The organism is Adhaeribacter sp. (assembly GCF_057359045.1).
Genome location: NZ_JBMQUD010000131.1, coordinates 21041 through 41816 on the forward strand (window position 1 = coordinate 21041; position 20776 = coordinate 41816).

Consider the following 20776-nt stretch of genomic DNA (forward strand, 5'->3'; position numbering starts at 1 on the left):
ATATTATCCACCACCAAGAAAGGGCTGCTCGTAAAATAGCAGCCCTTTCCCATTTTAAAGAGGCTGATTAACATTTCAGGCCTAAAAAATAATAAAACGCTACCCGGTTGCCCGCAAATATTGCCGTAGCTTTCAGGAGTAATATTTATAAATAAACCTCCTTGTAACCATGTGGCAATCTGCTTACCGGTGTGGGCTAGTTATTAGCACTGGCATTATCTGCTTAATCGTATTAACTTTTGGCTGCTCTAAAGCTTCACCTCCAGCTGCAGCTAACACCTCGCCGGTAGCCCAACACGGGCAATTACAGGTAAAAGGCAATCGCATAGTAAACCACCTGAACCAACCCGTACAGTTACGGGGTATGTCTTTTTTCTGGAGCCAATGGATGGGCCAGTTTTATAATGTCGGCACCGTAAAATGGCTGCAATCCGATTGGCGCTGCACCGTGGTTCGGGCGGCAATGGCCGTCGATCACGATGGGTACCTGCAAAACCCCACCGTTGAAAAGCAAAAAGTAATAACTGTAGTAGATGCCGCTATTGCGCAGGGGCTTTATGTAATTATTGACTGGCACGACCACGAAGCCGAAAAACACACGGCACAGGCAAAAGCCTTCTTTACCGAGATGGCTAAACGCTACGGCAACAAACCCAATGTTATTTACGAAATTTACAACGAGCCTCTAAACGTTTCCTGGGCTAATGTTATTAAGCCTTACGCCGAAACCATTATTGCCGCTATCCGGCAGCACGACCCCGATAATTTAATTATTTGCGGCACCCGTAATTGGTCGCAGGAAGTAGAAGAAGCCGCCCAAAACCCCATTGCCGATACCAATATTGCCTACACCTTGCATTTTTACGCGGCTACCCATAAAAAAGAACTACGCGACAAGGCCGCGCGGGCGCTAAACAAAGGTATTGCCTTAATGGTAACCGAATTTGGTACTACCGAAGCCAGTGGCAATGGTTATATAGATGAGCAGGAAACCCGCACCTGGTGGCAATTTCTGGATCAGAATAAAATAAGTTGGGTAAACTGGTCGGTGGCCGACAAAGCCGAAGCTTCGGCTGCCCTAAAGCCCCAGGCCAAAGCTACCGGCAACTGGTCCGAGGCCGAATTATCGCCTTCTGGGTTATTTGTACGAGCCGAATTAAGAGCCAAAAATCCGCAGTAAAGCTTCTTCTTTCTCTCTGCACATGCATAAGTTCACCCGGCTTACCAATGTGTTTTCAAAAAAGGTGGAAAACAATTGCTATGCTGTTGCTTTGAAAAACACATAAATCCTTGCGGGTAACGCCCACGATGGAGGCTGGATTAACTAAAAGGTTAATGAGGATAGAAGATATTGTTAATTTGATTAATTTAAAAAAGAGGGCAGACAACCCTCTTTTTTAAATTAACCAGTCCTTAGTCAATACCTAGTTCTCTTTTTCTTTTACAATAGCATCCCTCACATAAATATTCAAATTAGCCCACGACTTCCCCGCTATTTTTTGGAATAAAGTTGTATATATCTTTAGTAATTTCTAAGCAATCTGTACATTTATCCCAATTAAAAAATCTAGGACGCACTTTTTTAATGTTGTTTCTCATAAGCTTAAATTTTAAGGTGTCTTTAAAATATAGGGTATTCAGAGTGCAGAGGTTAAAAAATATTTAGAATAACTTCTTACACAATCACACTTAGAAGTTGTTTAGTGTTTTGGAAGTAGCCTGAACGTTTGCCCTGGCCGCGTGTTTTCACCGGCAAGCAGTCGGGCAAAAGTTAAAAAATTGGCGGTGATACCACCACCAATGGCAGTTGTTAGCCCACTTAGGAAAATACGAAACAAGTCCCTAGTATATTTTACCAAAATTTAAACTGAGGCACTACCAATTAAACCGCTTAATTGCGACCATTTAACTTTTGTTATATGCAAATACCCCAAACCATAGTGTCTTTAAAGCGTTATTTTTTGCTGTGCCTGCTTTTGGCAAGTAGCTTACACCTGGCTGCCCAGGGCCTGGAATCCGAATTACAAAATAATATAAGTTACCAGTTGCTGGTAAAATCGCCGGGCAACCCTACCGAAGTATTTGATTTAAAAGCTACTGGCGCGCAAAACCAGTTACAAGCCGATAAAAATATTCCCCTGCAAATTAGCCGCGAAATTAAGCCGGTAAACGATGCTGCCGAATTAACCATTACCATAGAAGCCCTGGCCGATACTTATTTCAGTTTGCAAGGAAAATTTACCGCTGCCACAATTAACTACGATACCGCTTTCATGTACCTGCCGGGTTTTTGGTACCGGAAAAATTTACGCTCTCCCGACAAAGCGCCGTCGGTGCGGGTAAGTAAAAACTGGATTGTGCGGGAAGACCGGTTAAGCTCGCCACTGGCCGGCATCTTCGACCAGGAAAAGCAAATAAGTTACTCGTTGGCCCGGCTCGATAAAATAGACAAACTAGCCCTGACCCAACACAACCAGGGCGAAGTGGTATTAAGCGGCAGCACCAACTTAGGGGCCATTGGCTTTGGCGAAGATAATGGTAAAGGTTACCTGGCCTTTGCTTTTCCGTACCACGAAGCACCACACACCTATTACCGCAAACTTACCTTGGGGGCACCCGTAACGACCTTCCTGCCCCTGAAAAAAGGTGAACGCATTACGTTGCGTTATCGCCTAATGAAATTTGCCGCCACCGATTACGCCGATTATATGCGGCAAATCTGGACCCGTTCTTACGATTTGTATCAGCCCAAACCTTTAACTGACCAAAAGTTTACCGACGACCAGGTAAAAGGCATTTTAACTAAATTCTTTAAACAATCTTACGTTGAGGCCGGCAACCTGAAAGGCTTTTCGGGTATTCACCTGCAAACCCATATTTCGGAAAAGAAACAGGTGTTAGAAGTAGGATTTATTGGCCGGGTGCTTTTAAATGCGTTTAACGCCCTGGAATATGCCGAGCAGCACAACGACCCCGAACTAAAAAATATAGCTTATGCCACCCTGAACGCCTACGAGCAAAACGGTTTTACGCCGGGCGGTTTTTTCCGGGAAGTGGTAAATGCCGAGCGGAACACCGAAGAAACCACTTTTTCTATCCGGCGGCAATCAGAAGGGGTTTATGCCGTATTGCTCTACCTCGATTACGAAAAGCGCCGGGGCCGGAACCATCCGCAGTGGGAACAACGCCTCCGGAAATTATTAGATATTATGCGCCAGTTACAGGGCCGCGACGGCAGTTACCCGCGTAAGTTTAAAGATAACCTGGAGCTGGTCGATCGCTCCGGCGGCAGCTCTCCCTCGGCCGTATTGCCATTGGTTATGGCTTTTAAATATTTTGGCGATACCAATTACCTGAATGCTGCCCGCCAGGTAATAGATTACCAGGAACGCGAAATTATTTCTAAATCCGATTATTTTTCGTCTACCCTCGATGCCAATTGCGAAGACAAAGAAGCCTCGCTGTACGCAGCTACGGCCCTGTATTACATGGCCATGGTAACCAAAGGCAAAGAACAGCAACGCTACGTAAACCTGGCACGGCAAGCGGCCTATTTTACTTTATCGTGGTATTATCTTTGGGATGTGCCGTTTGCGACCGGCCAGATGCTCGGCGATATTGGGTTAAAAAGCCGGGGCTGGGGCAACGTATCGGTAGAGAATAACCACATAGATGTATTTATTTTTGAGTTTGATGAAGTACTTAAATGGCTGGCCCAGGAAACCCAAGAACAACGGTTTGCTGATTTTGCCCAGGTTATCCGGAGCTCTATGCGGGAACAATTATTGCCGTACCAAGGCCACATGGTGGGCATTGCCAAAGAAGGCTACTACCCCGAGGTGGTGCAGCATACCCAGTGGGATTACGGCCACTTTGGCAAAGGTTTTTACAACCTGCACTTTGCCCCCGGCTGGACGGTAGCCTCTATCTGGGAATTACTGACCGACGACCGGGCAAAAAATTACCTGACTCAGAAAAAATAATTTATGGGGCATATTTTCGGGAATAAACTTGCTGCCCGGAGAATAAAATTTAGTTTCAAATATTCTGTGTTCCGAAAAAATATTTGCTTCTAAAAATCAAATATTTACCTAAGCACCCACTTAAGGCAGTTTAATTAAATCAGCTATGAAAACACCCGGCATTTTGCTTATTATTGGCTGCCTGATTGGCCTGGGTTTTACGGGTACCGGTAAGCGACAAAAAACCAAGTCCGCGCAGCCTAATATTATTTTTATTCTGGCCGATGATTTGGGCTGGAGTGAACTGGGTTGTTATCATAATCGGTTTAACGAAACGCCTAACCTGGATAAGCTGGCGCAGGACGGCATTTTGTTTACCCAGGCCTATGCAGCGGCTCCCGTTTGTTCGCCTACCCGCGCGGCTTTGCTAACCGGCCAGTCGCCGGCCCGGATTGGCATTACCGATTACCTCCGGCCCGAAGAATCGGTACACCTTTCTACGGCACATATTACTTTTCCGGAGTTGCTGCAAAAACAAGGCTACCATACCGGTATTGTAGGTAAATGGCACCTTACGGGTTACGCCAAAGCTGGTGCGCAGGAAGTGGGCCCCAACCAGCACGGCTTTACCGAAACCATCATTTCGGAGAATGAAGGCATTGGTTGGGGTAGCTATTTCTATCCGTACCATTTTAACAAAGACATTAAACCCAAACTGCCGGGCAAAGAATACCTCGTAGACCGCGCTAATGCCGAAGCCCTGGAATTTATTCAGCGCAACAAAGAAAAACCTTTTTTCCTGTACCTGAGCCATTATGCGGTGCACACTGCGCTGGCTGGTAAACCAGAATTAGTAGAAAAGTACGAACGGAAACCCGGTGCCGGTAAAGGAGCTCTGGCCCGGCAAAATAATCCGCATTTGGCGGCCCAGCTCGAGGTTATTGATACCGGTGTAGGTTTAATCCGGCAAAAATTAACTGAACTGGGTTTAGCCGATAATACCATTATTATTTTTACTTCGGATAACGGCGGCGAATCGGATTGGGCCAAAGCTGTTACCACCAATGCCCCTTTGCGCGGCGGCAAAAGTATGCTATACGAAGGCGGTATACGGGTGCCGTTGCTGGTACTGTGGCCCGGCAAAATAAAAGCCGGCCGCCAGAGCCCGGTACCGGTTACTACCACCGATTTTTATCCTACTATTCTGGACATGGCCCGCCTTAAACCAAATCCCCAACAACTGCTCGAGGGCACCTCGTTGACACCTTTATTAACCAACTCCAAAACCACCTTACCCCACGAGACTTTGTATTGGCATTACCCCTTAGAAGAAAAGCATTTTTTGGGTGGTACCTCGGCGGCCGCTATCCGGCAAAAAGACTGGAAACTGATTAAGTTTTACGCGACCAACGCCACTGAATTATATAACTTACAATCCGACCCCGGCGAGAAAATAAACCTGGCCCTAAAACATCCCGACAAAGTAAAAGAATTAAGTACCCAGCTACTGGATTGGCAAACTAAAACCGGCGCCACCAAATAAATTTACTTTAAGGTTTTTGTATATAAGTACCAGAACAAAATATATTAAATCATCCGAACTTGTCATGCCGGAAGCATCTATTGCATTACTTGCAGTTTAAACCGAAGATCCTTTACAAGATGACCAAAATGAGATACCAATGTATATCAATCTAACTTTGTCCGGATTTCAACAAGCAATTCAAAGTCAGCATGTACATACTTATTACTAACTTAAATGAATTAGTCTAACTAAAATTATTTAGTTCCACCTAATAATCCATTGCTCACTAATATTAACCCGCCATGCGCCTGCATAAATTATTTTTAGCCAGCTTGTTTTCGGCCGCGCTTTTTTGGAGCTGCACTACCAGTACAGTAGCACCCGAAAAGAAAACCAACGGAAATAAACCATTAGCCACCGATACTTATTTTACCAACCCGTTGGCCGATGGTGCCGACCCGTGGGTAATTAAAGTAAATGGTTTTTATTATGCCTGCGGCTCCGGCAGGGGCGGCATTTACGTTTCTAAATCAGATAAATTAACGAAGCTGGGCGAGCGGGTAGTTGTTTGGCGGCCACCCGCCACCGGGTGGAACCGGGCCAATATTTGGGCACCCGAAATCCATTTTATGAACGGCCGCTGGTATATTTATTACGCGGCGGGCAGTCAGCCGGGTTCACCGTTTATACACCAACGGTCGGGAGTGCTGGAGTCGGAAACCGCCGACCCGTTTGGCCCTTACCAGGACAAAGGCATGCTGTATACCGGCGATAATATACAGGACCCGGCCGCGGTAAAATGGGCCATTGATTTAAGCCCGTTCCGGATGAATGGGCAACTATACGCCGTGTGGTCGGGTTGGGAAGAAAACGCTGCTACTGATAAAACCAAGCAGCATTTATACATTGCCCGCATGAGCAACCCCTATACCATTAGCAGCAACCGGGTTAAAATATCGTCGCCGACCGAAGAATGGGAAACCGGCGGCGAACTGGATTTAAACGAAGGCCCCGAACTGCTCCGGAAAAAAGAAAAAGCTTTTATTATTTATTCCTGCCGCGAGTCGTGGCTGAAAGAATACCGCCTGGCACAGTTGGCCTTAGCCGATACCACATTAAACCCCATGGACCCTGCTAACTGGAAAAAATCCGGGCCGGTTTTCCAGAGCACCGAAGATGTTTTTGGCGTAGGCCATTGCAGCTTTACCAAATCGCCGGATAATACCGAAGACTGGATTTACTACCACGCAAAAAAATCGACTACGCCGGGGTGGCAGCGGGGAATCAGATTGCAGAAATTTACCTGGAAAAAAGATGGTTCCCCGGATTTTGGCAAGCCTGTTTCGGCCGGCGTTCCCCTTAAATTGCCTTCCGGCGAAAAAGCTGCGGAAGCTCAATGAATTAGAAAAGGGAACAATTAAAAAATTTGTTCATAAAAAGCCCCTGGTTCAGGGGCTTTTCTTTTTAAAATACTTTAAGCTTATTTAAAAGAAACTCTATACCAATTTCAACGACCTAGCTCCTATTTATTAAAGTAACCTTAATCTTATCTAATACCGCTGGCAAAGGTATTTACCATTGCCCTGGGTAACTTTAACCTTATCCTTCCCATATATAAATACGATACTCTCTCTAAATATAAGTAATGGATAAATCAAATGGTTACGAAGCCATAGCGGCAACTTTTATCGAGGCTCGTGGTAAAACCATCGGTATAGCACCTGTGCGAAACTGGGCCCGCACACTAGCGCTAAATTCTACTATACTGGACTTGGGCTGCGGAACGGGTTTACCCATCTCCCAGGCATTGCTAGAGGAAGGTATGACCGTGTATGGGGTTGACGCATCACCATCGCTGGCTAAAGCTTTTCAGCAGCATTTCCCTAATTCACCTATTGCATGCGAACCAGCCGAGGAGTCTTCGTTCTTTAATAGAAAGTTTGACGGCATTATCTCCTGGGGGCTACTGTTTCTGATGGCCAAGGAAGAACAGGTTCGATTAATAGAAAAAATAAGCGACGCTCTGAAAACCGAAGGAAAACTGTTGTTTACGGCTCCTTATGAAAAAGCAGAGTGGATAGATGTATTAACAGGGCAACAGTCTATATCACTTGGAGCAAAAACGTACCAAGAAGTATTATCAGCATCTGGATTATCTTTGCTAGAAACATTTGTAGCAGAAAGCGGGAACCATTATTACAGCGCTGTTAAAATTTAACCAGAATATTCCCTTGGCTGCACACAGCAATAAGTAAACGGCACCTTTAGCCAACGACTTAGCAATATCAATTAGTTAATCAGTGCCCTAATTAAAGTTACTTTAATCAGCTTATACATAAACGCTTTACCGATTACCCAGGCTGGTTGCAGCTTGGGTCACCTCGATCTGGCGCAGGTTTAGCGAAGCGTAACTTGTGTCCACTGATAATGGCCAGTTTTCAACTGGCAGGCTGTACAAAACTTCCTTTTATTGGTACGCGTTTTCACCGACAAGAAAATAGATAACAGTTGGTGAAAACACCACGTATAACGCTCCAACTGCTTTGCAGGCGTAAGGCTAAATAGTTTTAATAGTACCTGACAGCAATAATACCAAGCACTCTGCCTAAGAAAATATTCCTCAATAAATGATTAAGGATAAATAAACCTTTAGGCATCTGCCTTTTATAGGGCAGATGCCTAAAAGCATTTCCTTTTTATCGGCAAAAAGGAAGACATAAATATTCTTTAACCCGGTTTGCCGGGCAACAGAAACAAATACTTAAGCCAGAAAAAGTAGAAAGGAGTAATGTTTTTTCTATTGGGCAGATTCAAATTTAACTATTTCTTTTAAACGCTCTTCCAGTTTTATTTTATATAACTGGTATTTAAAGAAACTCTCCGGGCTCTCTTCATTATCTATCACGTAATCTACATAATAAAGACATTCCAAGGTTTCTTCCTTATTCAGATCTCCAACTTTTAAATTATCAAAAATTGTATGAATCAATCCTACCATTGCCATCTCTGATTACTCCCCAACCCTAAATTTTAGTAGAAAGTGCAAAATTATCAAAAAATAAATTTTCGCCAAAAGCCGAAAAAGTATAAGTATAAACGCTCAAAAAAGATAAAAACGTCATGGTATATTATTTTAATTATGTTTATTCTTAAAATCGTATTTTCTGTTAGTCCTATTAAAAACTGAATTTAAAGTTAATAATTATTAAGCATAAAATATAAAAATACTTTAATAAAAATGAAGGCATGTTTATAATATCTGATTTAAAATTATATATAATTATTATAATATATTAAATTAACTATATAATTAGAAATTGTATTTCCCCCAGCAGTAACCCTTTTCCCCCACAACTATTATTTGCTTGAAAAACCAATTTTATTAACTGCTTAATCTTGCCTGACCCAGGTTAGCCAACTGTTACCTAAGTAAATTAAAAAATTTGCTTTAACTGGCTAAACCCAGGCAACCATAAGCCGCTGCTACAATTATAGTAATGCGAATGGTGTAACGTGGATAGGAAATATTCCTATGGTTTAATTTATAATTACCTGTGCAGTATTGGTAATTGCACTAGCTTTGTTTAAGCAGTATCTTACCCCAAATTTAAAAGCTGCTTTTACTATTAGATTATACTTTATGAGAGAAGTTACCCAAACCGAATTCGAACAGTTTACCAACCGCTATTATGGCGGGTATAAATCAAAAATAGATACCAACGAGGACCCGTTTATTGAATATTTTTTTCCGAAAGAACAGGAGAAATGGACCGGCACCAACCATGTAGCCCATATTATTTATTACGAAGAAGGCAACAAATATTATATCAACGAATAAATACCTTTTCCTGCTCGCGCAATGGCGTTAACCTGGTAAAAGAATTATTTATTTCGCTCTAAATTATAAAGGTATTCTGGAGCAACTGATTAGCACAAACACCTAAAATCAGTCGCTAATATTAAGGTAAACTTTGTAGTTTTGGTGTAGCAAAAACCAGAACACCAAACAATGCCGGAGCACTTCCACGACCAGGAAACTTTTACCAAGGTCTATTTTACGGGCCAGAACCTAAGAGGGGCAGAATTTAACCATTGTACCTTTAAACATTGCGATTTTACCGGTACTACTTTGGTTGGCGCAACCTTTAGCGATTGCACTTTTGATACCTGTAACATGAGCATGGTTGAACTCGCGCAGGTTAAGTTAGATAACGCCCATTTTAGCTACTGCAAAATGCTGGGCATTAATTTTAATGCCTGTTCCGATTTTCTTTTTTCGGCCAATTTTAACCATTGCCTGCTCGATTTTTGCAATTTTGCCCGTAAACAGCTTAAAGGCACTAAGTTTAACGACTGCAGCCTGAAAGAAGCCGTTTTTAACGATTGCAATTTAACCGGGGCCAGCTTTTCCGGCACCGACCTGAACCGGGCCCATTTCCGGCAAACCAATTTAGAAAAAGCTGACTTCCGGAATGCCTTTAATTTTTCGATTGACCCGGAAATTAACCGGTTAAAAAAAGCCAAATTTTCCAGCTCAGGTTTAGCCGGTTTACTAGATAAGTACGACCTTCAGATTAGTTAATATTTAAACCCGTGTACTGGCTTCGCGCAGCCGTTATTTACCAGGCAAAGGATTAAATAAAAAGGCTTTGTTGCCAGGTTTACCCGCAGCCGCTATTTTTGCCACGGCCACCGCATATTTAGGATTGGGAAACTGCCGGGCTGCTTTTAAAAACAAAGGCAAAGCGGCGGTAATATCAATTGGTTTTATTTGCTGATGCTCCCATTTTTGGGCGCCGTTTATCAGCGGCAAAAAATAATCAGTGGCAGCTTTAATCCCTTTTCCGTCGGGGGTGGTGTAATGCCATAAATCTATGCCCACCAGTTTGCCCATTGTGGCCAGGTGCATAAGGGCTTGCAGGTTCATCACGCTGTAGTTAAACGACAAGGTACGCGCCAATTCGTGGGGTTGCGTGCCATCTGGTTTTATTTGGGTGGCGATACGCTGGGTTTTAACCTGCTCCAATACCTTTTTGGCTAAATCTTTATTCCCGGAAAAAAGCGCGTAAGAAACTACCTGCACATCGTACCAGGTACCGTGGTTGTTGTGCTCATCGGCTTCGTCTTTGCCCAAAGGGCTTTCTACCAGCCAAGTCAGGAACTCGCCAAACCATTTTTGCAGCGCCTGCTGGTCGGTGGGGCGCCAGGCTTTAGAATTCTCCAATATACCTGCGGCATCTATTAGGTAAGGCAAATCATGCGTATCGATAATACCAATGCCCCGGCCCTGCGTAATACCCGGAATGGCCTGCCCATAGTTTAGGTTCGGATTCATGCGGGTGGCTTCATCGAGAAACCAGGCCCGGAGTAGCTTAGTAGCGTGGGCCGCATATTTTTCGTTTCTGCTGAAATAATAGGCGTAAGCCAAGGTACAAACCGCATCCTGCATTTGTTTTAACGCATCATTGTCGCCATTTTTCAGGCGTTCTGGGTTTACTTCGCCATCGCGCCGGATGTAGGGCAACCCAGCGGGCTTCTGGGGGTCGGGCCACCAGTAAGGCCCTACACTCATGTAATCGTGTTTGTTGCCGCTGGGTGGGGTAATCTGTTTATGCATTACGGTAAAAGGCCCCGCTTGCAAGGCTTTATCGGCTTCGGCGAGTAAATTTTTATAAGCAGCAACAAAGGTAGGATCACCGGCTTTTATTTTTAAATTGGCTTCGTGCATTGCCGCTGGGTCCAGGATAAATGCCCAGAATACCCGAACTTCCTCTGCCGGTTTGGCCACCACTACTTTTATACAAAAAAACAGAAATCCAATAATCAATAAGCTGGCATTTACATACTTGTATCTAAACTGGGCAAAGTATTTTTTTAACATATTTTATCTTTTAAACCATCGCATTTGCCCCTTACCTTATAGCTTGTCGCAAATGCGTTAAATAATAATTGGCTTACCCTATTATTCTGGGAGCAGACTGCCCAGGTAAGTTAAATAAAATAATACACTTTTAAGTTAGCCAACACCTAAATAACAAGGGCAAAAAAGTTTACCCATGCAGGTTTCTTCTTTGCCCTTTATAAATTAAGTAAGTGGATAAATACAGAAGAAACAATCTGCCCGTTTCCTACTGGAAGCATCTGGCGAGTTACCTACAAGTAAACCAGAATATTCTTGCCAGAATGACGGAAAGATTGAATAAAAATATAGCCATCTAATTTTGTACTAATACTTAATAATTTTTGTCACCAAATATTAAAAGCTGGGTTAAGTTAATTCGTTTTTAGCCGCCATTTACTTATTTCCGGTTTTTAGCCGCATGGGTTTAGCCGTTTCGCCTTGCATGTCGCGGGGCAATACAAACACTTCGCCTTTTTTATTCGAGAAATACAGCGTCGATTCGGAAGGTTGGCGACCGTGCCCATCGGCCCAGAAAGCATAAAAATCATCGTGGGCATTTACCGGCCGGCGCGGATACGAATGGTTTAAGGGGCTATTGGCCGTCATGGGTGTACTTTTCCAGGTTTTACCTTTGTCTTTGCTTACCCACATAACTACTTCGCCGCCCGTATTATATTTTTGCGGGCCATCGGTAGTAGGTGCAATAATGCGCCAGGTGCCATCCTGCTCTATATACAATGAGCCCATGTCGTAGTTATTATCTGATTGGGCAACCGGCAATATTTCCCAGCTTTTACCTTGCCAGCGGGCGGTATACCAGGCCCGGGGCCCTTTTTCCGGGCCGGCTTCAAAGCCTTTGCTAGTTATATACAAAATAATGGGGTTACCCTGGGCATCAAAAGCTAAATCGTTGATGTACACATTTAAACCAGCCGAACGATATTCTTTTACCAAAGCCGGATTTTTAATTTCGCGTAAGGGCAAGGTTATGCTTTTTCCATCGGCGGTTTGCCAGGTTTTACCCATATCCTGAGTAGCCATGTAATACAGATTAGAACGAAAATTTAAACCGGCTTCGCCCACCGTAACCGGATGGTAGTTAAAAGAAGTAGCAATTTTTTTCCCGAACTGGCCACTGGTTTGGTAATGCCCTTCTTCTATTGCGGCTAAATCTTTCCACTCCGACCACTTTACGCCGTCGGGGCTGGTCATGTAGCTAATGGTGCGCCGCGATTTTTTGGGTTGGCCCGGCACTACGTTTACATCGTAATGGGTAAATAAATTAATAAAACCACTTTGCGGCAAGTGCCAGCTTTGCAGGTACGAAAAATTATCGAGTGGTACGGCCTTGCCATTTTCTTGCTTGGTGGCATTTACCAAAGTAAATTGGCTTATGTCGTAAGGTTTGTTGCTTTTATGAATATAAGAAGGGCGTCCGGTGCCGTGAGAAGTAGAAAATAACCAGATATAGCCTTGTGCATCTATATTCATGACCGGGTTATCGTGGGCATCGTCGGTTTTTTTATCCATTACAATGGTGGGCCGGGGTACGGTACCGGTTTTATGATCAAAATAAGATACGGCGTGCAGTAAAGTTTTACCTTGCTTGTCGGAGCCGCCGTAGCAGAAAAACGTTTTATTTACTTTGGGCACATACACCGAAAACGGGTAATGATTGGCCGGGTAAGTTCCCAGGCCACCGCTGTATTTAAACACGTATTCGTCTTTAGAAGGCTGGTTGCTGTACCAGATACCGCGGTAGCCATCGTCTTTGGTATTGAGCGTGACCGAAGGGTTATCCTGCACTTTAAACGGATAATAAATCAGAACCAGAAGGAGTATTAAAATAAATTTCGGCATAAGTAATTATTTAAAAATAATGATCTAATATTTCAGAAGACTTTGGCAGTAACAGGAGAAAATTCACGCCTGCTTATCTGTTATTGCTATTATTTTAAAGTAAGATTTTAGTTTTAATAACCCGGATTCTGTTTAATTACCAGCGGGTTGATATCGATCTGGCTTTGCGGCACCGGAAATAAAAGCTGGTGTTCCTGGATATTAAATCCTTTGGCCCGCATTACGTCCAAGGCCCGGCCGGTACGTACCAAATCAAACCACCGGTGGTTTTCAAATGCCAATTCAACCCTTCTCTCCTGCTCAATAGCCAACCGGAATGCTTGCTGATCATTTACTTGTAGCGCCGCGTTGGCATTAACGGCTGTTTTAACGGGTAAGCCAGCACGGCGCCGGATTTGGTTCAGGAGCGTAAACGCTTCGCCATCGGCTACAAAACCTCTTTCGTTCAGGGCTTCGGCATACATCAGTAACACATCGGCGTAGCGTAAAACAGGCCAGTTGTTATCGGCATCGCCGGCCTGAAAAGGCGTATCGAGGTATTTTTTCACGTACTTAAGCGCTACAAATTTGCCTTTATCCAGGTAACCGCTGGCCATAGATATATCTTTGCGCAAATCGCCGGCTTCGTAGGCATTTTCCATATCCTGGGTAGGCACATTGTAGCCACTGCCGGCGCCAATGGTGCTTACAATAGTGCCGGATTGGCGGGGCGCAAACTGGTTATTAAACGGACTGCCTTCACCAAAACCGCCTTTGGTATATTGTATCTCAAAAATCGATTCGGCGTGGTTTTCGTTGGTCGTTTTAAAAATATCGGCATAATTGGTTAATAGCCGGTAATTATTCTGGTCTATTACTTCTTTTAACTTGGTAAGGGCCAGGTCGTATTTTTTTTGAGTGAGATATACCTTACCCAGCAGCGTTTTGGCCGCGCCGCGGGTAGCCCGGCCAACATCTTTGGCGGCATAACTCAGCGGCAGGCTTGGTTCAGCATCGGTTAAATCGGTAATTATTTGGGTATACACCGTTTCTACCGGCTCACGCTTAAAAGTATAGCCTTCCTTTACATTCTGAATTTCTGTTAAAACCAACGGAACATCGCCAAAGGTGCGTACCATATTAAAATACATGAGCGCTCTTAAAAACTTAACCTCACCTACGTAGCGGTCTTTCAGGGCCTGATCCATGTTAACTGCACCAATACGATCAATTACAATATTACACTGCTGAATACCGCGGTACGAATCGGCCCACATGGTATTGAGCAGGCCATTGTTGGAAATAGTGGTAAAAGCATCTATCTGCACCACATCAATACCGGTTTGCACATCTAATATTTCGGTATTGTCGGACCGCACTTCGCCCACCTCGTGTAGGGCCAGATTGTATTGCCCCGAATATTGCAAGGCGCCGTAGGCGGCATTTACCGCTATTTCTATATCGGCGGCATTGCGGTAAAAATTAACCACGTTATTTTGCGAGATAGGTGCCAGATCGATAAATTTTTCGTTGCAGCTAACCAGTAAACCGGTTAAAAAAAGCATGCCTTTTATTAGATTATTTTTCATGAGAATAGCCATTAAGAATACTACAAGCCTAAATTTAAACCAATGGTATAGGTGCGCGGCACCGGGTAACCGCCGTAGTCGACGCCCGGTTCTAAGGAGCTGGCTCCGGTAACACTTACTTCGGGGTTATAGCCAGTATACTTGGTAAACGTATGGGCATTCTGGATACTCAGGTAAAGCCGGAGGCTGCGTGAAGCTAAGCGCCGGACCAGGTTTTGCGAAAAATTATAGCCCAGCGAAATATTCCGGACACGCAGGAACGAGGCATCTTCTACAAACTGCGACGAAATATTGGCGCTGGCATTGCTGCTGCTGTACTTGGCCAAATCGCGGTTTACCCGGGGCGTTTTTCCATCGCCGGGTTCATCGGCCGAACGCCAACGATTGGTTACATCGGCGAGGGAGTTAGCGGTACCGGCGTAATTGCCGTAGAAGCGGCGGCCTAGGTGCAATATTTCAAAGCCTTGCACGCCCTGCAGCAAAATATTTAAGTCGAAGCCTTTAAAAGAGAAATTATTCGTTAAGCCATAAGTAAAATCCGGGAACGGATTACCCAGCATTACCCGGTCGTCGACGCTTAGTTTACCATCGCCGCTTACATCTTTAAATTTAAACTGCCCAGGCGCCGAATCGGCAAAGTGCGGATTGTTTGCTATATCTTGTTCATCCTGAAATATTCCCTCGACGAGGTAACCGTAATAATTACCTAAGGGGCTGCCAATTTGCGTGATGTGGCTGCTGGTAAGCTGGTAATTACCAAAAATAGGTGCGCCTTCGGGCCCTAAAGCCAATACTTTATTTTTGTTAAAAGCAATATTAAAATCAGTACTCCAGGTAAAGGCATTTACAAAATTGCGCGAATTAACGGCTAACTCCCAACCACTGTTCCGGATTTTACCAATATTCTGGATGGCTGTAGCGTAACCCGTAACGGTTGGTACCGGCACATTAAGCAATAAATTAGAAGTGCGCTTGTCGTAATAATCTACGGTAAAGCCCAGGCGGTTCTGGTAAATGCTTAACTCTACTCCGGCATCGAACTGGTGGTTTGTTTCCCAGCCTAAATCGGGGTTGGCCACACGGCTGGGGCGCAACCCGTTAACCACTTTGCCACCAAACACATAATTTTGCTCGGCCAGTAAACCCACGTGATCATAGTTGCCAATAAAATTATTACCGGTTATGCCGTAGCTCGTCCGGAATTTCAGTTCGCTTAACCAACTGTAATCTTTCAGGAAAGCCTCCTCTGAAGCCCGCCAGCCCAAAGATGCCGAGGGAAATACGCCCCATTTATTAGCGGAGCCAAACCGCGAAGAGCCGTCGCGGCGCACAGTAGCCGTTAATAAATACCGGTCGGCAAACACATAATTCAGGCGGCCAATGTAAGAAAGCAAAGTCCATTGGTCGCGGTCGGAACTGCCCCCGTTAATAATACCAGCATTCAGCGTCTGGACAATATCATTCGGGAAGTTGGTCGCCGACACATTGTTGCCTTCGCCGGTTTCTTTTTGCACCGTATAACCCAACAAACCGTTTAAACTGTGTTTACCAAAAGTTTTATTATAAGCTAAGGTATATTCGGTAAGCCAGTTGATGGTTTGCGACGAGGCCGACGTACCGGTTGGAATAGATGGCGGCGGGGCGCCGTCGCGGCCCACAATAGAAGGTACAAAAGTATTTTGCCGGCTGGTTCTAAAATCGGTACCCACGGTGGCTTTAAAAACCAGGTTATCGGTAATATTATACTGGGCAAAGGTGGTACCCAGCAACCGTAACCGGCCGTATTGGTTTACTTTTTCTTTAGCGGTTTTTACCGGGTTTTCAATGCTACTAAAACCATTGCCTAAGTCTAAACCGGTGGTGTAAGAACCATCGGGGTTATATACCGGCAAATGCGGCGCCATTAACAACGCCGATAAAATAACCGCGCCGGAGCTCCAGTGGCCTTCGGCATCGCTAATATTGCTAAAGGTATAAGAAGGCGATAAATTAATACCTACTTTTAAGCGTTTGGTTAACTCCGATTCCAAATTCATCCGAAAAGAATAGCGCTCAAAATCAGAATTAATGACCACGCCGTCTTGCTTAAAGTAGCCACCAGAAGCAAAATATTTTACCCGCTCGTTGCCGCCCGAAAAACTTACCTGGTAGTTTTGCATCAGAGCCCGCCGGAATACTTCATCCTGCCAGTCGGTTCCTTTTCCCAGAGCAGCAGGATTTTGCAGGGCATCCGGAATCCGGTAAATAGCGTTGGTGCGGGTGGCATTGGGATCGGTTATTTTACCGCCGGCATCTACCCAGGCGTTGTTGCGGGTATCAATAATGTATTCGGCAAAACCCCGGGCATCCAGCACATCCATTTTGTGGGCCACTTCCTGCACGCCGGTATAAACATCTAAATCTATTTTGGCTTTACCGGCCTTACCGCTTTTGGTGGTTATAATTACTACACCGTTAGAACCGCGCGATCCGTAAATAGCCGTAGCCGACGCATCTTTTAAAACTTCAATAGATTCAATGTCGTTGGGGTTAATGGTGTTAAGCGGGTTGGTGGTCTGGCTGTAACTACCCGAAACCGGGAAACCATCGATCACATACAAAGGCTCATTACCAGCGCTTAATGAACCGGCTCCGCGTACCCGCACGGTAAGGCCGCCGCCTGGTACCCCGGTAGTTTGGGCCACCTGCACGCCGGGCAACTGACCAGCCATAGCGGCATCTACACTAGGCAAAGGCTGGTCTTTTAATTTCTGCGCTGAGATAGAAGCAATGGACCCGGTTACATCTTTCCGCTGCTGCACGCCGTAGCCCACCACCACCACCTCTTCCAGGCTTTTGGCGTCTTCGGTTAAGGTTACATTATAATTGCCGGCCCCTTTGTAAGGCACTTCCTGGGTGGTGTACCCAATAAAAGAAAATACCAGAATACCGGTTTCGGTGGCTACTGGCAACGTATACCGACCTTCGGTATCGGTGGTAGTGCCATTGGTTGTGCCTTTTTCTAAAACTGTTACGCCCGGTAAAGCGCTCCCATTTTTATCAGTAACTTTACCGGTAACCGTAGCCAGAACCGCTTTGGTAGGAGCCGGCAAGCTATGGGTTACAGCATTAAAGGTTGGCAGATTACTTTGTTTATCCGCCTCGGGTTTATGGGGCACCACAATGTAAAAATTGCTTTTTACCTTCTCGAATTTGTACGGCGAGTCTTTTAATAAAACTTCTAATTCTTTTTCTACCGGATTAACCTGCCGGACAGGCGGATTAGGCGCTGCCGGGTTAAAGGTGGCGCCCTCTTTGTAATAAATAATAGAAACTTTAAACTTAGAAGCCAGCCGCGAAATTTTGGTTCGTAACTGGGCTTCGTACGCTTCCGACGTTTGAGCCGTTTGGGCAGCTACCTGGGGGGCTCGTAAAGCCGCGTAACTCTGGGCAGTTGCATAAGTGGGCAGGCACCAACTTAGTACGCATACAAAGTAACCTGCCGGTTGTAAAATTCTTCTCATAGCAGTTTAATATTAATGGTGGATATTTTGGATATATAGGGCATAGCTATCGCCGGGGTAAGCTAAATTTACCCTTGGTTAAGCTTGTAATGCATATTTAAATAAGTTGATCCGGCGCTTAAGGACCGATATAAATATTCCGGCCAGTCTGTTTAATATTAAAGTTGTGGAGCTTGGCCAAACCGTTTAAAAACCCGATTAAATCGGTGGTGGAGGTAGCTCCGGTTATTTTTATGTCGGCCAGTGCGGCATTGGTTATTTTTACCTGCAGGCCATAACTTTCTTCTAAAGTGCTCACAATTTCGGTTAAAGGCGTTTCCTCAAAAACCAGTACATTGTCTTTCCAGGCAGCATAAGCTTCGGCATTTACTTTTTTGTGCACCAGCTTTTTACCACTACCAAACTGCACCAACTCGCCGGGTTTTAAAATTAACTGCGTGGGGGAGCCAATGCTTTTTTCCGGAATTTGCACCTTTACTTTGCCTTCGTTTAAAACCACCCGGTTGTGGCTTTTGCGGTCAGTAACAGAAAATTGAGTCCCGAGCACTTCAATTGCAAAGCCATCTTTGGTGCGCACCGTAAATTTCTGGTTATTGGCTTTATGCCTAACCGAAAAATAAGCCTCGCCTGCTAACCAAACTTCGCGTGGTGCATTCTTAGACCAGTTTACCGCGTACCGGATGGTGGTATTGCCATTTAGAATTACCGTAGACTGGTCGGGCAATAAAATGGTTTGGGTTTGACCATAAGCCGTATGGTATTGTTTAGTAGAGAAATAATTAAGAACTACCAACCGGATTAGTACGCTTACCAAAATTAATCCGGTAATGGCCGCTGCCACTTTAAACCAAGCTGCACGGTACACAGGCAATGGCCGCACTACGGCTTCCTGGCTAGTATCGGCCGCTGCTTCCGGGTTATGAATAGAAGCTAAAAGACGCTTTAAGCCTTCTTCTTTGTACGTAGCGGGTACTTGCTCCTGCCCCGCCTCCAGTTGCATTAGTAAAGCCACTGCCTGATCAAAATCCGGTTGTTTATCTGGATTAACGGCCAGCCAGTTATGCCAGAAAGCCTCCGCTGCCGGGTCGGCTTTCAGGACAAACTTCTGGAAGGTTTCTTCTAAAATAAGGTCTTCTGTTCTGTAATTTTCAAAATTCATCCGCGCTAAGTTTGGCTGCTAAAATGGGTTGAATGACTTTCAAATACTTAATAACAATACCCATATTTTATACTCATTTTATTTCGCCGGAATAAGAAATCTGCCTGAAAATTATTTAACAAAAACCCAGCAACTGATGCGTACAACAAGTAACGAAAACTGTTTTAATAGAAATAATTATAAAGGATATTTAAATACTTAAAAATATTCTAAATTTTATCGATTCTCGATTTTCCTGAATTAAAAAAAATTGGTGAGTATATAATTGGGCGTAAGAATAAATGAAGGGGCTGAAAGAAAGCAGATAGTAGAGATGATAATTTATTCTCAACCTAAAAACCAGCTTAAGATTAAGCAGGAGAGCAAATATTCTTTTAATATTTTTAAGGCTTGGTAAAGCAGATTTCGTACCGACTGAATATTCAAATCCATTATTTCGGCCACTTGTTCATAAGACAATCCTTCGTAAAATTTCAGGTTTATGGCTTCTCTCTGGCGCTTGGTAAGTTTAGGCAATATGGCTGTAATAGACTGGCTTTGCTTTTGCGCAATTTGCTGTTCTACTAATATTTCCTCTTCCGGGAAAATAACATTATCAGGTTCGGGCAAAGCCAATTTTACGTCGTCGTGCTCTTTAGACTGCTTAATAGAAATAAATATATGGTTGCGTAGTGCCCGGAGCAGGTAAGGTTTTATAAACGAAATATCGCTTAAATTTTGCCGGGTATGCCAGAGCTGCAGAAATAAATTCTGGATGGCATCTTTTACTATTTCGGGCTCGCTGGCTAGTTTAAGGCCATAAGTATAAAGCGAATCGAAATTTTGGTTATAAATATAGGTTAAAGCTTGTTCTTCGCCATTTTTAAAAGATTGCCAGACCGCCGCGTCTTTAACTGCCGTAGCTAAATTACCGGTTACTTTCGGGTCAAAATCTTTCATAGTAAAAATACAAACTTTAGCCCAAGCTCTTTGGATTAAAAAGCTGATTCAGGAATATTGGCTTTTACCAGCTAACTTATAAATAGCCTCCTTAAGGAAAACTTTTAGCAGCTTACAAATTTAATTTACAAACAACAACTAGCTGTTATCTAATAAATAGTAAAATAATTAACAGAGAGAGATTGATGAAAAGGTGTGTCGTGATCTCCATTTTCTCACCACCATAATGAGCTCATAGGAAAATTTTACATTTAATTTTGGCAAGTTACAACAAAATTCGCAAAATATTTTGAAAAGGTGACATATTCATAGTTAATATAAAAAAATAAACCTGGAAGCGATTCACGTTGGAATCCTA

13 protein-coding genes and 1 pseudogene are annotated in these 20776 nt (G+C 44.0%); 8 read left to right on the forward strand and 6 right to left on the reverse strand.

Features of this window, described 5'->3' with window-relative positions:
* Positions 1 to 169: 169 nt before the first annotated feature.
* The 8 genes and pseudogenes from ACO1R6_RS20970 to ACO1R6_RS21005 all read left to right on the forward strand — a co-directional run bounded on the left by ACO1R6_RS20970 (position 170) and on the right by ACO1R6_RS21005 (position 10069).
* Entirely contained in the window at positions 170 to 1180 is a 1011-nt protein-coding gene (locus ACO1R6_RS20970; RefSeq protein WP_486267068.1) for a glycoside hydrolase family 5 protein, read from the forward strand.
* Positions 1181 to 1196: 16 nt separating this feature from the next.
* Positions 1197 to 1401 (forward strand): annotated as a pseudogene (locus tag ACO1R6_RS20975) (IS1 family transposase); the annotation flags it as partial.
* Positions 1402 to 1919: 518 nt separating this feature from the next.
* Complete coding sequence (locus ACO1R6_RS20980) at positions 1920 to 3983, forward strand: hypothetical protein (RefSeq protein WP_486267069.1); 2064 nt, start codon at positions 1920 to 1922, stop codon at positions 3981 to 3983.
* Between the two features lie 145 nt (positions 3984 to 4128).
* Entirely contained in the window at positions 4129 to 5505 is a 1377-nt protein-coding gene (locus ACO1R6_RS20985) for a sulfatase (protein ID WP_486267070.1), read from the forward strand.
* Positions 5506 to 5789: 284 nt separating this feature from the next.
* Positions 5790 to 6887, forward strand: a complete 1098-nt coding sequence (locus ACO1R6_RS20990; protein ID WP_486267071.1) for a glycoside hydrolase family 43 protein — start codon at positions 5790 to 5792, stop codon at positions 6885 to 6887.
* A gap of 245 nt (positions 6888 to 7132) precedes the next feature.
* Positions 7133 to 7705: a class I SAM-dependent methyltransferase gene (locus ACO1R6_RS20995; RefSeq protein ID WP_486267072.1), complete on the forward strand. Its 573-nt coding sequence runs from the start codon at positions 7133 to 7135 to the stop codon at positions 7703 to 7705.
* A gap of 1422 nt (positions 7706 to 9127) precedes the next feature.
* Positions 9128 to 9325 carry a hypothetical protein gene (locus ACO1R6_RS21000; protein WP_486267073.1) on the forward strand — a complete coding sequence of 66 codons (198 nt, stop codon included), beginning with the start codon at positions 9128 to 9130 and terminating at the stop codon, positions 9323 to 9325.
* A gap of 171 nt (positions 9326 to 9496) precedes the next feature.
* Positions 9497 to 10069, forward strand: coding sequence for a pentapeptide repeat-containing protein (locus tag ACO1R6_RS21005; protein WP_486267074.1), 573 nt, complete (start codon positions 9497 to 9499; stop codon positions 10067 to 10069).
* A gap of 33 nt (positions 10070 to 10102) precedes the next feature.
* Here the strand turns inward: ACO1R6_RS21005 and ACO1R6_RS21010 are convergent, their stop codons facing one another.
* The 6 genes from ACO1R6_RS21010 to ACO1R6_RS21035 form a co-directional block, all read right to left on the reverse strand.
* Complete coding sequence (locus ACO1R6_RS21010) at positions 10103 to 11368, reverse strand: alginate lyase family protein (protein WP_486267075.1); 1266 nt, start codon at positions 11366 to 11368, stop codon at positions 10103 to 10105.
* Between the two features lie 414 nt (positions 11369 to 11782).
* Positions 11783 to 13249 carry a BNR-4 repeat-containing protein gene (locus ACO1R6_RS21015; protein WP_486267076.1) on the reverse strand — a complete coding sequence of 489 codons (1467 nt, stop codon included), beginning with the start codon at positions 13247 to 13249 and terminating at the stop codon, positions 11783 to 11785.
* Between the two features lie 113 nt (positions 13250 to 13362).
* Positions 13363 to 14817 (reverse strand): RagB/SusD family nutrient uptake outer membrane protein, encoded by a 1455-nt coding sequence (locus tag ACO1R6_RS21020; protein ID WP_486267077.1) that lies wholly within the window; start codon positions 14815 to 14817, stop codon positions 13363 to 13365.
* A 20-nt stretch (positions 14818 to 14837) separates the two neighbouring features.
* Positions 14838 to 18320, reverse strand: a complete 3483-nt coding sequence (locus ACO1R6_RS21025; protein WP_486267078.1) for a SusC/RagA family TonB-linked outer membrane protein — start codon at positions 18318 to 18320, stop codon at positions 14838 to 14840.
* A gap of 118 nt (positions 18321 to 18438) precedes the next feature.
* On the reverse strand, positions 18439 to 19479 hold the full coding sequence (locus tag ACO1R6_RS21030) for a FecR family protein (protein WP_486267079.1): 1041 nt from the start codon (positions 19477 to 19479) through the stop codon (positions 18439 to 18441).
* Positions 19480 to 19806: 327 nt separating this feature from the next.
* On the reverse strand, positions 19807 to 20418 hold the full coding sequence (locus tag ACO1R6_RS21035; protein WP_486267080.1) for an RNA polymerase sigma factor: 612 nt from the start codon (positions 20416 to 20418) through the stop codon (positions 19807 to 19809).
* Between the last annotated feature and the right edge of the window lie 358 nt (positions 20419 to 20776).

Excerpts from the sequence above, each read along its gene's own strand:
- ACO1R6_RS21015 (WP_486267076.1), bottom strand. The coding sequence starts at position 13,249 with ATGCCGAAATTTATTTTAATACTCCTTCTGGTTCTGATTTATTATCCG.
- ACO1R6_RS21025 (WP_486267078.1), bottom strand. The coding sequence starts at position 18,320 with ATGAGAAGAATTTTACAACCGGCAGGTTACTTTGTATGCGTACTAAGT.
- ACO1R6_RS20995 (WP_486267072.1), top strand. The coding sequence starts at position 7,133 with ATGGATAAATCAAATGGTTACGAAGCCATAGCGGCAACTTTTATCGAG.
- ACO1R6_RS20970 (WP_486267068.1), top strand. The coding sequence starts at position 170 with ATGTGGCAATCTGCTTACCGGTGTGGGCTAGTTATTAGCACTGGCATT.
- ACO1R6_RS21030 (WP_486267079.1), bottom strand. The coding sequence starts at position 19,479 with ATGAATTTTGAAAATTACAGAACAGAAGACCTTATTTTAGAAGAAACC.
- ACO1R6_RS20990 (WP_486267071.1), top strand. The coding sequence starts at position 5,790 with ATGCGCCTGCATAAATTATTTTTAGCCAGCTTGTTTTCGGCCGCGCTT.
- ACO1R6_RS21005 (WP_486267074.1), top strand. The coding sequence starts at position 9,497 with ATGCCGGAGCACTTCCACGACCAGGAAACTTTTACCAAGGTCTATTTT.
- ACO1R6_RS21035 (WP_486267080.1), bottom strand. The coding sequence starts at position 20,418 with ATGAAAGATTTTGACCCGAAAGTAACCGGTAATTTAGCTACGGCAGTT.
- ACO1R6_RS20980 (WP_486267069.1), top strand. The coding sequence starts at position 1,920 with ATGCAAATACCCCAAACCATAGTGTCTTTAAAGCGTTATTTTTTGCTG.
- ACO1R6_RS20985 (WP_486267070.1), top strand. The coding sequence starts at position 4,129 with ATGAAAACACCCGGCATTTTGCTTATTATTGGCTGCCTGATTGGCCTG.
- ACO1R6_RS21020 (WP_486267077.1), bottom strand. The coding sequence starts at position 14,817 with ATGAAAAATAATCTAATAAAAGGCATGCTTTTTTTAACCGGTTTACTG.
- ACO1R6_RS21000 (WP_486267073.1), top strand. The coding sequence starts at position 9,128 with ATGAGAGAAGTTACCCAAACCGAATTCGAACAGTTTACCAACCGCTAT.
- ACO1R6_RS21010 (WP_486267075.1), bottom strand. The coding sequence starts at position 11,368 with ATGTTAAAAAAATACTTTGCCCAGTTTAGATACAAGTATGTAAATGCC.